The sequence below is a fragment of the Rhodoblastus sp. genome, from assembly GCF_052145335.1.
Classification (GTDB): domain Bacteria; phylum Pseudomonadota; class Alphaproteobacteria; order Rhizobiales; family Beijerinckiaceae; genus Rhodoblastus.
The window spans coordinates 1-12,355 of record NZ_JBKQOU010000190.1 but is presented as its reverse complement, the minus strand read 5'-3'; the positions used below and the strand labels follow the sequence as shown (position 1 = coordinate 12,355).

Genomic DNA, 12,355 nt, shown 5'->3' with positions numbered 1-12,355 from the left:
ATCTTCATCGGCTTGCGCGACATGGCTGGACAATGTGGTCGCCAGCGTCGAGCATAAGGTATGGCCCGGGCGCGACGCCCAATGCCGCGATGAAGACATGAGGGGGATGCCAGATGAGACTTTTTCTTGCCGCGGCTTTTTCTTGCACCGCCCTTTGGAGCGTCAGCGCGCAGGAGCGCGCCAATGCGCCGCAACCCACGAGCGAGGCGGCGCCCGTCGTCGGCCAGGAAGACCTCGCGGACATCATGGGCGAGACCTCAAGCTGTCCTTCGCCGGCTCGCTGAAAAACTGGAATCTGGCGGATTTTGAAGTCGCGCAGATCAACAAGAGTTTTCGCCGGGCGGCCCAGCTCTATCCCGTGTTCGGAAACGTGCCGGTGGCCAGGCTGATAGCCGAAATCAGCGAGCCCGTGCTGGCGGAGGTCAAGAAGTCGATCAAGGATCGAGACAGCGGCGCCTTTCTCAAATCCTTCGACAAGCTCACCACGGCCTGCAATTCCTGCCATCAGGAGGCCAAGCTCGGCTTTATCAAGATGCAAGTGCCAACGGCCTCGCCTTTCAGCAATCAGGTTTTCCCGCCGGCTCAAAAGTGAAGCTCAAAGCCTGAGGCCGCCAACTTCGAGGGCGGAGAGCCCATGGACAACAAGAGGCATTTCAACATCGGCTATCTGCTCTTCGCCTGGATCGCCATATTGTTGCTGCAGCAATGGTGGACTGCGGCGCAGCAAGTCGAAGTCGCGCCCTATAGCGAGTTCGTCGATCTGTTGCGGCAGGACAAGATCGAAAGCGTCGAAGTCGCCGATAAATCCCTGACGGCGATTTTGAAAGAGGCCCTGCCCAATGGGCGAAAGAGCATTTTCGTCCTGCGCGTCGATCCGGCCATCGCCCGCGATCTGGAGGCGGCCAAAGTCGAGTTTTCCGCCGCGCCGGACACCACCTGGCTGTCGAACCTGCTGTCCTGGATCGTGCCGGTCGCGATTTTCTTCGCCTTCTGGAGTTTTCTCACTCGCAAGATGGGCCAGGGGCTGGGCGCCGCCATGTCCATCGGCCAGAGCAAGGCCAAGGTTTTCGTCGAAAAGGACACCAAGGTCGGCTTCGCCGATGTGGCGGGCGTCGATGAGGCGAAAGACGAACTCAGCGAGATTGTCGCCTTCCTGAAGGACCCCGCGACCTATGGCCGCCTTGGCGCGCGAATTCCCAAGGGCATCCTGCTGGTCGGGCCGCCGGGAACCGGCAAGACCCTGCTCGCCCGCGCCGTGGCCGGGGAAGCCGGCGTGCCGTTTTTCTCGATCAATGGATCGGAATTCGTCGAAATGTTCGTCGGCGTCGGCGCGGCGCGGGTGCGCGACCTGTTCGTTCAGGCGCGCCGAAGCGCGCCCTGCATCATTTTCATCGACGAACTCGACGCTCTGGGACGGGCGCGCGGCTTGAGCCCGTTCGGCAATGATGAAAAGGAGCAGACCCTCAACCAGTTGCTGAGCGAACTGGATGGTTTCGATCCGAGCGTCGGCGTGGTGCTGCTGGCCGCGACCAATCGGCCGGAAGTGCTCGATCCCGCCTTGCTGCGCGCCGGACGTTTCGACCGGCAGATCGCCGTCGACCGGCCGGACAAGGGCGGCCGCGTCGAAATCCTCAACGTCCATCTCAAGAAGGTGAAGCTGGACGCCGATGTCGATCCGGCGAGGATCGCCGCCTTGACGCCGGGTTTCACCGGCGCGGACCTCGCCAATCTCGTCAACGAGGCGGCGACGCTGGCGACCCGGCGCGGCGCCAAGACGGTGTCGAGCGAGGATTTCACCGCGGCGGTGGAGCGGGTCGTCGCGGGGCCGGAAAAGCGCAAGAGGCTGCTCAATCCGCAGGAGCGCATGATCGTCGCCTTTCACGAAATGGGTCACGCCATTGTCGCCATGGCGCTGCCGGGCGTCGATGTGGTGAAGAAAATCTCGATCATCCCACGCGGCCTGGGCGCGCTCGGCTATACAATGCAGATGCCAAGCGAGGATCGCTACCTGATGACGCGATCCGAACTCATCGACCGGATGACCGTGCTGCTCGGCGGAAGAGCGGCGGAAGTGGCCATCGTCCACGAGCCGACGACGGGAGCGGCGGACGATTTGCAGCGCGCCACCGAAATCGCCCGCGCCATGGTCTCGCGATATGGCATGACGGCGGAGGTCGGGCAGGCGTCGTTCATTGCTGAGCGTCCGCGCTTTCTCGAACTGCCCGGGACCGGCGCCAATCCTGCGGCGGCGAGCGAGGAGACCAGCGCCGCGATCGACAAGGCGCTGGGCCATCTCATCGACCAGGCGTTTTCGCGCGCGACGGCGATCCTGAAAATTTGCGAGTCCATCCATCGCGAGGCCGCGCAGCGCCTTCTGGAACAGGAAACCCTGGCTGGAGACGACCTGACGGCGATCGGCGAAACGGTGCGCCGACAGGTCGAAGGAAAGCTGTTAATGTCGTCGGCGTGACCGCTTGCGCCAGATCGACATGCAAAGCGTCGGCCGGCGCAAGATGCAAAAGACGCGTGCCCAAGAATGCGCAAGGAGAGTTCGCGCAAGGGCGCGGAAACCAGGGAGTTCGTCACCATGGCCGCAGGCGATCCGACGAGATGGATGTGGTCGGAGGCGATGGAAATGCTCGCCCGCGCCGAACGCCTCCACAGCCAGGCCTTTCCACCCCGGCGGGCCTTGGGGCGCAAGGTCTGGGAGCCTCCGGTCGACGTGCTCGAGACCGACCGGGAGGTTCTGATCTTCGTCGCTTTGCCTGGCGTCGGCGAGGAAGACGTCGAAGCGGCGATCGAGGGCGGCGAACTGGTCGTCGCGGGCCGCCGCGCCCTGCCGCCGCAACTGCGCACAGCTTTCATCCATCGCCTCGAACTCCCGCAAGGCTGTTTCGAGCGGCGCATCCCGCTTCCCCCCGGCCGTTATGACCGGCTCGCCCGCGCGGTCAGCAACGGCTGCCTGCTGATTAGCCTGCGCAAGGCCGACTGAGGAGCGACCCCATGATTTCGCAACCCGAGACGGTCGAGACCCCCACCATCGAAGCCCCATCGGAGCCCGCGAGCGTCGCGGAATCCGTTCCCCGCGACGGCCTGATCATTCTGCCGGTGCGTGAAATGGTGCTGATGCCGGGCACGGTGACGCCGGTCGCCATCGGCCGCGCGGCTTCGATCGCCGCGGCGCAGCAGGCGGTGCGCGAGGAGCGGCAGATCGGCGTGCTGATGCAGCGGGAGGCCACGACGGCCGAGCCTTCCGCGCTCGATCTGCATCGCACCGGCACGGTCGCCAATGTGCTGCGCTACATCAACGCGCCCGATGGAACGCATCATATCGTCTTGCAGGGCGAGCAAAGATTCCGGGTGACGGAGTTTTTGAAGGAGCGTCCCTTTTTCGTCGCGCGCGTCCAGCGCATCGAAGAGCCGGAGACCCGGACGCCCGATATCCAGGCGCGTTTCATGAATTTGAAGCAGCAGGCGGTGGAAGCCTTGCAACTGATGCCGCAGGCGCCGCGCGAGCTGATCGAAACGGTGCAGGCCATCGAGGCGCCCGGAATGCTCGCCGATGTCCTCGCCGCCTATATCGACATCAGCGCCAACGACCGCCAGGAATTGCTGGAGACCATCGATCTCGCCGCGCGTATCGACAAGGTGACGAAATTCCTCGGCGAGCGGCTGGAAGTACTGCGGCTGACCCATGAGATCGGCCAGCAGACCAAGGCCTCCTTCGACCAGCGACAGCGCGAGGCGGTGCTGCGCGAACAGATGGCGACGATCCAGCGCCAGCTTGGCGAGGAAGGCGGCCGGGCTGAGGAAGTGCGCGAACTCTCCGAAAAGATCGCGCGCGCGGGCATGCCGGCCGAGATCGAGGAACAGGCGCGGCGGGAATTGCGCCGTTACGAGCGCATGCCCGACGCCGCCGGCGAAGCGGGCCCGACGCGCACCTATCTCGACTGGCTGATCGAACTGCCCTGGGCCTTGCCGGAGCCGAAGCCGATCGACATCGCGCAGGCGCGTAAAATTCTCGACGCCGACCATTTCGGGCTGGAAAAGATCAAGCAGCGGATCGTCGAATATCTCGCCGTGCGCAAACTCGCGCCCCAGGGCAAGGCGCCTATATTGTGCTTCGCCGGGCCGCCCGGCGTCGGCAAGACGTCGCTTGGTCAATCCATCGCCCGGGCGATGGGCCGCGCCTTCGTGCGCGTCAGCCTCGGCGGCGTGCATGACGAAGCCGAGATTCGCGGTCATCGCCGCACCTATATCGGCTCGCTGCCGGGGAACATCATCCAGTCGATCCGCAAGGCGGGAGCGCGCGACTGCGTGATGATGCTCGACGAGATCGACAAGATGGGGCAGGGCGCCCACGGCGATCCCGCGGCCGCCATGCTGGAGGTGCTCGACCCGGAGCAGAACGCCACGTTCCGCGACAATTACCTCGGCGTCCCCTTCGACCTTTCGCGCGTGGTCTTCATCGCCACCGCCAACATGCTCGACACGGTGCCCGGCCCCTTGCGCGATCGCATGGAGATCATCAGCCTCGCCGGCTATACCGATGGCGAGAAGCTGGAGATCGCCCGGCGCTATCTCGCGCCCCGCCAGCTTGAGGCCAATGGCTTGAAGCCGGGGCAGGTCGAAATCGAGGACGAGGCGCTGCGGCGCATCATCCGCGATTATACGCGAGAAGCCGGGGTGCGCAGTCTCGAACGCGAAATCGGCCGCGCCTTGCGCCACGCGGCTGTGCAGATCGCCGAAGGCAGCGTCGAACATTTGCGCATCGGCGCAGAAGATTTACCTTCGATCATGGGGCCGCCGCGTTTCGAGGACGAACTGGCTATGCGCACCAGCGTGCCGGGCGTCGCCACCGGACTGGCCTGGACCCCGGTCGGCGGCGACATCTTGTTTATCGAAGCCGCCCGCTCGCCCGGCCGGGGCGCGCTGGTGCTCACCGGCCAACTCGGCGAGGTGATGCGCGAGAGCGCTCAGGCGGCGTTGACCCTCGTCAAGAGCCAGGCTGGATCTTTCGGCATCGCGCCCGAGATTTTCGAAAAAAGCGACATCCATATTCACGTGCCGGCGGGCGCCACGCCCAAGGACGGCCCGAGCGCCGGCGTGGCGATGTTCACGGCGCTGGTCTCGCTGCTCGCCAATCGAACGGTGCGCAGCGATACGGCGATGACCGGCGAGATTTCGCTGCGCGGGCTGGTGCTGCCGGTCGGCGGCATCAAGGAAAAGGTCACGGCGGCGGCGCGCGCCGGCCTGAAGCGCGTCATGCTGCCGGCGCGCAATCGCCGGGATTACGACGACATCCCGGAGGAAGCGCGCAAAAAACTGGAGTTCATCTGGCTGGAGCGGGTCGACGATGCTGTCGCCGCCGCGCTCGAGACAGGTCCTGCGGACAAGTGAACGCTTGAAGGGATAGCGAAATGCCCTGGCGGCCCCACGACGCGCCCCGTCATACCAAAAAAGCCGACACGGTCGAACTTTGCGAAATGTGGAGCGAGGTGGCGAACAAGGTGTTGGCCGACACCGGCGATGAAGGGCGGGCCGTGCGCACCGCCAACGCCGTCGTCGCAAGGAATTGGGCGAAAGCGTTCTGGCGGCGTCAAAGGTGATTTGGCGCCAGGAGAATCAAACCATGACTTCGAGCGGTGAAGCCCGGCACTTGCCGATCATCCAGCTTCCCTCGCCGGCGGCCGAACGCAGCGACTCCGTCTTCGCCGCTTTGGAAAAGCGAAAAACCACGCGCGAAATCGCCGCGACGCCGCTGCCGATGCAGGTTCAGTCAAATCTTCTGTGGGCCGTCGACGTCCGGGCGGTCCACGACGATCTGCGCAACCTGGGCCTCGAAGTGCTGGAGTCGGGCGCCGCTACGCAGAGGCGGTCGCGGGGAAGAAGCAGTTGAAAACCGCCCACCAGAACAATACGCCGAATAGCAGGCCGCCGATCAGGGTCCAATTCGCAGCGCGCCATTGGAAGGGCGGAAGCGGCGGGTATGCGGGGGGCGGGAGAAAAGGTTCAGCTGGAGTGACGGCGGCTGTCTCGGCAATGCTGCGAATGAGCCGGTGAACCTGAGCCTCGAGCGCGCTTTTTTCGGCTTGATAGTCGAAGGCGGGGGTCGGCGCGGAAGGATTTTCCCGTGCGCGGGTCGGTAGTGTCTGCATAAGTGGGGCCTCGTCGTTCGATGCAATGTTCGGCGAGGCGAATGTCCTGCAGCGCGTGCTAAACTTTCATTGTCCTGAAATGCGCAATTAGAGCAAAACCAGGTTTTTGGCTCGCAGATGCGCGCGCTTCGCGAGCCAACCCCGTCAAAGTCCGGGGCATTTCACGCGTGCGATGGCGGGTGCTATCGACGGGATAGGGCTCCGAATTTTCCGCCAGACCGCCGGATATTGGCCCAGAAAGATTAGCCGAGGCTGCTTTGCCGGCAAGCGCCGAGGAAGAAGGCGACCCTCTCCGTAACGTGAGATCCGATCTCTCCGCGCAGCGACTCCAAAGGTTCGCCCGACAAGGCGCGCAGGAGGAGAGGGTAGAGGATCAAATCGCGGAAATACCGAGCCGTCTTTGCCAGTCGGTCCGGACGCAATGCCGGCAATTTCGCCAGATCGTCAAGATCCGCAGCCTCGCTGATGAGGCGCGCCATGGTTTCTCCGCCCCGTTGGCGCATCGTGCCGATAATGACGGTCCCGTATTCAGGAAAGCGGGACTCCTCGGCGATGGCCAGACGAAACAAGCCGATCCACTCAGTCGTCAGGACCTCCTGGATGAACGCCACGCCAATGCTCGCGAAGCGCTCCTCAAGCGTCTTGCCGACCGGCCGGTAATTTTGCAGCCGATCCGTCTTGGCGAGCCCATAACGCATGACGGCGGCGGCAAACAGCGCCTGCTTGTTGGGGAATCGCGCATAAATGGTCGCCTTGCCCGAACGGGCGGCGACAGCGATCTTGTCGATGCTCGCGCCCTCGAATCCATGATCCAGGAATGCCTGGCGAGCGGCGCAGAGGATGCGTTCCTCGACCTCTCCGGCAAGTTCACGCGGCGGACGGCCGCACCGGCCGTTGGCGCCCGCCGTCGCACTTTTCATTTTCCTCGCGGGGGTCTTGGTCGCCTCACGCATTGTCGCCGCCAGATTTTCGAGCCCGCGCCGGCCGGCCCCCGCCAGATCCCAACTTAAGCCTTTCAGCGCTCACTGTAAAGTGAACGAAACCGTTCCGTTCATATATTGCGCCGACCGTTTTTTCGCAATATAAAAAGAACGGTACCGTTCCGTTCTGTTTGGTTCGAGGCGCTTTGACAGTAGGAGTTGCGCGTCATGTTGAAACCCAATGATGAAGGCAGAGGCATCGAAGCGCTCCAGGAAGCCGAAAGCCGGCAGTTCGTTCCGCTCGCCGCAGATGAGGCGTTCGGCGTTGATCTGCTCGATAGCCCGCGCGCCGAAGACAGGTTTGCGGGGCAGAGGCCGACGGCGTTGGAGCGCCCGGTCGTCGAAGAACCCGCCGAGCAACCGGAGCACGACACAAAAGACCATCCTCCGCATGCGCAAGGCGCAAGCAGCGGCGCGCGCCGCGAACGCCGCCGGCGTCCCGCGCTTCTTCTCGGTTCGGCCATCTTCGCGCTGGCGGTGGCGTCGAGCGGCTATCTCTATTGGGACGACGCCCGGCATTTCGAGGAAACCGACGACGCATTCGTCGCGTCGCGCCAGGTTCCCATCGCACCCAAGATTTCAGGCTACGTGACCGCCATTCCGGTCACTGACAACCAGCACGTCGCCGCCGGCGACGTGATCGCGCGCATCGACGATCGCGATTATCGCGTCGCCCTCGACCAGGCCAATGCGCAGGTCGCCGCCGCCAGGGCCAGCATCGAGAATATCGACGCCCAGACAGCCGTGCAGCGCGCGCAGGTCGAGGCCAACCAGGCCCAGGTTGACCAGGCCAAGGCCGCGCTGGTGTTCGCGCAACAGCAGTCCGCGCGCTACGAGGAACTGGCGCGAAAGGGCGCGGGCTCGGTCCAGAACGCCCAGCAATATAATTCGCAGCTGGATCAGCAGCAGGCGGCGCTCAAGAGCGCGCAGGCCGCAGTCGCCGTGGCGCAACGCCAGATCGACGCCCTGAAGGCGCAGCGCGCCAGCGCCGAGGCAAGCCTCGCTCAGGCCGCGGCGCAGCGCGAACAAGCGCAGCTCAACCTGTCCTATACGACAGTGACCGCGGTCGAGCCCGGACGCATCGTCAACCTCACCGCGGAGCCCGGCGAATTCGCCCAGGCCGGCACGAACCTGACCATGTTCGTTCCCGATGAAATCTGGGTCACGGCGAATTTCAAGGAGAACCAGCTCGACGCCATGCGGCCGGGCCAGCCTGCGGCGCTCAGCATCGACGCCTATCCAGAGCGCGCCATCCGCGGCCATGTCGCGAGCGTGCAGCCCGGATTGGGGACGGCGTTCTCGCTGCTGCCGGCGCAAAATGCAACCGGCAATTACGTCAAGGTCGTCCAGCGCGTGCCGGTGAAGATCGTCATCGACAATCCCCCGACCGACGTCGCTCTCGGCCCTGGCATGTCGGTCGTGCCGAGCGTCCGCGTCGACGCGGGCGCGTCGATTTACGAACGCCTGACTGCGTCCTTTGACCGCCTTTGGAGGAAGTCATGAGCGCCAGCGCCGACGCCCGCGCCGTGTCTGCGCCCCTGGCGGCCGAGGCGGTCAATCCCTGGCTGATCGCTGTCGTTGTTGCGCTGGCGTCGTTCATGGAAATCCTCGACACCACCATCGCCAACGTGGCTTTGCGCTATATCGCCGGCGGGCTCGGCGTCAGCGAGGACGAATCTTCGTGGGTGGTGACGACCTATCTCGTCTCCAACGCCATCATCGTCACGGCGACGAGTTTTCTGGCGAAGAAATTCGGCCGCAAGGCCTTTTTCCTTGCCTGCCTCGGTCTCTTCACAGTGAGTTCGGTGCTCTGCGGCATAGCGTGGAATCTTCAGTCGCTGCTGCTGTTCCGGCTCATGCAAGGTTTTGCGGGCGGCGGCATGGTGCCGGTCGCGCAATCCATTCTCGCCGACAGCTTCCCGCCCGCCAAGCGCGGCCAGGCCTTCGCCCTGTTCGGCCTCGCCGTGGTCGTCGCTCCCGTCGTCGGACCGACGCTCGGCGGCTGGCTGTCCGACAATTGGTCGTGGCATTGGTGTTTCCTGATCAATGGGCCGGTCGGGCTTTTGACCATGGCGCTGATCCATGTGCTGGTAAAGGAAACGCCGAAAGAAAAAACCGGGATTCGCTTCGACGTGGTGGGCTTCCTGCTGGTGGCCTCCTTCCTTGGCGCCTTGGAAGTCGTACTGGATCGCGGTCAGGTGGAGGACTGGTTCGGGTCGCACTTCATCGTCGCTTTCGCCACGATCTCCGCGCTCGCCTTCGTCCTGATGATCCCCTGGGAGGCCACTCGTTCCAATCCTCTCGTCGATCTCAGGATGCTCGCCACCCGTCAGTTCGGATCGAGTTTCCTGGTGATGCTGGCGACAGGCGCCGTCCTGCTCGCGACGACGCAGTTCATGCCTGAACTGGTGCAGGAGGATTTCGGCTACACCGCGACCTGGGCCGGTCTCGTTCTTTCGCCCGGCGGGATCGTCGCCATGGCGATGATGTTCATCACCGGACAATTGTCGCGCCGCGTCCAGCCCAAATACCTGATTGCCGCCGGCGCGGCGATCTGCGCCCTCTCGATGTACGGCCTGACCAATATCACCCCGGATCTCGATTTCTGGTTCTTCGCCAAGTCGCGCATGCTGCTGAGCGTCGGGCTGCCGCTGGTCCTGATCCCGATCATGGCCGCATCCTATGACGGCCTGCCGCCAAACAAGACCGACCAGGCCTCGGCGCTGCTCAACGCTGCGCGCAATACCGGCGGCTCGATCGGCGTTTCGCTGGCCTCGAACGTTCTGGCGCACCGCGAACAGTTTCATCAGAGCCGGCTCGCCGAACAGGTCGTCCCCTCCGGCATCTCCTACCAGCAGACGCTGCAGCAGATGACGCATTATTTTGCGTCGCAGGGCGCCTCGATGTTGCAAGCCAAGCAGCAGGCCATCGCCTGGATCGGCCAGCAGGCGCAGCAACAGGCGTCGCTTCTCGCCTATGTGGACGTGTTCTGGACGCTGATGCTGGTCTCGCTCGCCGCCATCCCGCTTGCCTTCCTCCTGCGCAAGATCAAGCTCGGCGGCGCCGTCGCCATGGGACATTGAGCGTCAGAACCATGTTGCTTGGCGCAAATGGCGGGAGCGCCGCACGCGGCCTCCGCCAAATTGATTTCGTTAAAACGCGATCGGACGGTGGTCGGAATAGCAAATGTCGCCCGTCGCGGCGTTGACCCAATCTCCGGAGCCCGCAAACCCGCCCCTGATTTCGGCGCCATTTGCAGGACGGCAATTTCGCAAGACATTGGCCGGCACCTCGCCCCTGAAGCCCCTCGCGTTTTCCATGGCCCAGGCGTTAGCTGTGCCAAAGGCGAGCATCATCAACGTCGCGTAAGCTGTACGCTTGACCATCGGGCGGGTCGCGGCCGAGCGGCCTGTGCAAAATGCCTGTGACATGGGGTGCTCCTGACGATTGTTGCTGGTTTCAAGATAGGCGTTCAGCGCCCTGTCTGTGGGCAGCCATTCTTGTACGTAAGGAGGGGTGGGAAAAGTTTCAGATTGGCTTTGATATATTCAATCTGCCCTGAAGCCGTAAGCCAGCAGGATTTCGAGGCGAAAGCCCAGCATTTACTTCGTTCGTGCTTTAATCTTGACAATAGATGGCGTCCGGCGAAGCTGCTTCCAGTCCGCCCCTCGGCTTGTCAGAGCCTCGTCATGACTTTTTTCTACATTCTGGTTTTCATCGGGCTGCTCGAAGCGGGAATCGGCAAATTTTCCAGCCTGCAGGATGACTTCGACGAGGCGGCGACGGATTTTGGCTCCTTCGCGCATCATCTCCTCGCGCCCACTTTCGTCTATGGCCTGATCTTCGCTATCGGATTCGCCCTGGCGCCCGAGAGCCGCGGCGCCTTCAAGGACTGGCCATGGTTCGTCTGGCTGCCGATTTTCCTGATCGGCGAGGATATGGTGCAATATTGGTGGCACAGGCTTAGCCACACGAAATACGGTTGGCGCTGGCATCGCACCCATCATTCGGCGCCCTATATGGGCGTCCGTGTCACCATCCGAAACAACATGTTCTATACGTTATTCATGCCCAATGTCTGGGTCGCCGCCGTTTTCCTTTTCCTCGGCGCCGACGGTTTCGCAGGGGCTTATGCTCTGGTGAAAGTCCTCGTCGTCGCCGCCGCGCATAGTGAACTCCGGTGGGATCGATACCTCTACCGCTCGAAATTCCTGTCGCCGCTCGCCTGGATCGTCGAGCGAACGATTTCGACGCCGGCCACCCATTTCGCCCACCACGCCTTGAGCGAGAGCGACGGCATCGGCCATTGCAACGGCAATTTCGGCAATCTGCTGTTCTTTTGGGACGTGCTTTTCGGAACGGCGCTAATCACCCGCAAATATCCTGCGGCCTTCGGCGTGGGGAACGATCCCGTCTACGGCCGTGAGCCCTGGCTGGAGCAATTGTTCTTCCCGCTGATCCGGTCGCGCCGCCAGGCGTCGGATGGACGCCCCACTTTCGGCGGGCTATGGGCGCGCCCAACTCGCGCCCGGAAAGATCGCGCTCAGGCTGCATAAAATTGCGAACGCGGCGAAAGCCGGACCAAAAGCGCCGCGCCGATCGCGCAAACGAAGAGACCGCCTCGCGGCGGCCTCTCCAAACCTGTCTGCGCTTTTCGATCAAGCGATCGAATTACGCGCGTTCCTGGACTTGCGATAGCCGGCGAACCCGATGCTGGTGAAACCCGCCAGCATCATCAACCAGGTGGACGCCTCCGGCACGGCGGTGACGTTGAAGCTGGTCAGCGCGCCGTAAGAGCGATCGTAACCGGCGAAATAGGAGATCGTCGGGTTGTTGACGCCCTGATAATAGGCCGAGAAGTAAATGTCCTTTTTGCTCGGCAAAGCAGTCTGGAAGACGATGCCGCCGGCATAGGTCAAGTTTGCTCCGTCCGGCGAAGCCGGCGCGGCGGCAGGCACGAAAAGCTTGTTATCGTAGACGAAAACGTCGCCGTTGGCGTTTTCGAAGCTACCCGATCCCAGGACGAGTTTTTGGTTGCCAAGGGTGTTCGAGTGAAGCACACCGCTGGTGAGGTCGTATTCACCTCCGCCGACGGCGGTCCCCGTGACCCACGCAGTCCCGGACGTGCCTTGCCCGCTATAGGTGATCTCGAAAGTCGCGGCCTGAGCGCCCGCCGAAGCGAAGCACGCGACGCCTAAAAAGGCGGCGACAGCAAAG

12 protein-coding genes are annotated in these 12,355 nt (G+C 63.4%); 10 read left to right on the top strand and 2 right to left on the bottom strand.

Annotation, left to right across the window (positions count from 1 at the left end; genetic code table 11):
- The 6 genes from ACLP2E_RS12125 to ACLP2E_RS12100 all read left to right on the top strand — a co-directional run.
- Positions 1-592: hypothetical protein (locus tag ACLP2E_RS12125; protein WP_442466077.1), on the top strand; the 592-nt coding region annotated here is incomplete at its 5' end.
- 42 nt (positions 593-634) lie between these two features.
- Positions 635-2,470 carry an ATP-dependent zinc metalloprotease FtsH gene (ftsH, locus tag ACLP2E_RS12120; RefSeq protein WP_442466076.1) on the top strand — a complete coding sequence of 612 codons (1,836 nt, stop codon included), beginning with the start codon at positions 635-637 and terminating at the stop codon, positions 2,468-2,470.
- Between the two features lie 117 nt (positions 2,471-2,587).
- Entirely contained in the window at positions 2,588-2,992 is a 405-nt protein-coding gene (locus tag ACLP2E_RS12115) for an Hsp20/alpha crystallin family protein (RefSeq protein ID WP_442461789.1), read from the top strand.
- 11 nt (positions 2,993-3,003) lie between these two features.
- A complete protein-coding gene (lon, locus tag ACLP2E_RS12110; protein ID WP_442461761.1) occupies positions 3,004-5,400 on the top strand; it encodes an endopeptidase La in 2,397 nt (798 codons plus the stop codon).
- 20 nt (positions 5,401-5,420) lie between these two features.
- On the top strand, positions 5,421-5,609 hold the full coding sequence (locus tag ACLP2E_RS12105; protein ID WP_442461762.1) for a hypothetical protein: 189 nt from the start codon (positions 5,421-5,423) through the stop codon (positions 5,607-5,609).
- 23 nt (positions 5,610-5,632) lie between these two features.
- Entirely contained in the window at positions 5,633-5,899 is a 267-nt protein-coding gene (locus ACLP2E_RS12100; protein WP_442461763.1) for a hypothetical protein, read from the top strand.
- A 501-nt stretch (positions 5,900-6,400) separates the two neighbouring features.
- On the opposite strand, the gene ACLP2E_RS12095 is transcribed toward ACLP2E_RS12100, so the two are convergent.
- On the bottom strand, positions 6,401-7,111 hold the full coding sequence (locus ACLP2E_RS12095) for a TetR/AcrR family transcriptional regulator (RefSeq protein WP_442466075.1): 711 nt from the start codon (positions 7,109-7,111) through the stop codon (positions 6,401-6,403).
- Positions 7,112-7,306: 195 nt separating this feature from the next.
- Here ACLP2E_RS12095 and ACLP2E_RS12090 point away from each other — a divergent pair, with 195 nt between their 5' ends.
- From ACLP2E_RS12090 to ACLP2E_RS12075, 4 genes are all read left to right on the top strand, one after another.
- Entirely contained in the window at positions 7,307-8,641 is a 1,335-nt protein-coding gene (locus ACLP2E_RS12090) for an HlyD family secretion protein (protein WP_442466074.1), read from the top strand.
- Positions 8,638-10,221 carry a DHA2 family efflux MFS transporter permease subunit gene (locus ACLP2E_RS12085; RefSeq protein ID WP_442461766.1) on the top strand — a complete coding sequence of 528 codons (1,584 nt, stop codon included), beginning with the start codon at positions 8,638-8,640 and terminating at the stop codon, positions 10,219-10,221. The genes ACLP2E_RS12090 and ACLP2E_RS12085 overlap by 4 nt, the downstream gene beginning before the upstream one ends.
- Before the next feature lie 103 nt (positions 10,222-10,324).
- Complete coding sequence (locus tag ACLP2E_RS12080) at positions 10,325-10,507, top strand: hypothetical protein (RefSeq protein ID WP_442461767.1); 183 nt, start codon at positions 10,325-10,327, stop codon at positions 10,505-10,507.
- 320 nt (positions 10,508-10,827) lie between these two features.
- The gene (locus ACLP2E_RS12075; protein ID WP_442466073.1) at positions 10,828-11,694 is read left to right on the top strand and encodes a sterol desaturase family protein; all 867 of its coding nucleotides are present in this window, start codon (positions 10,828-10,830) and stop codon (positions 11,692-11,694) included.
- Between the two features lie 102 nt (positions 11,695-11,796).
- On the opposite strand, the gene ACLP2E_RS12070 is transcribed toward ACLP2E_RS12075, so the two are convergent.
- Positions 11,797-12,355, bottom strand: a 559-nt coding sequence (locus ACLP2E_RS12070) for a PEP-CTERM sorting domain-containing protein (protein ID WP_442466072.1), incomplete at its 5' end; no start/stop codon positions are given.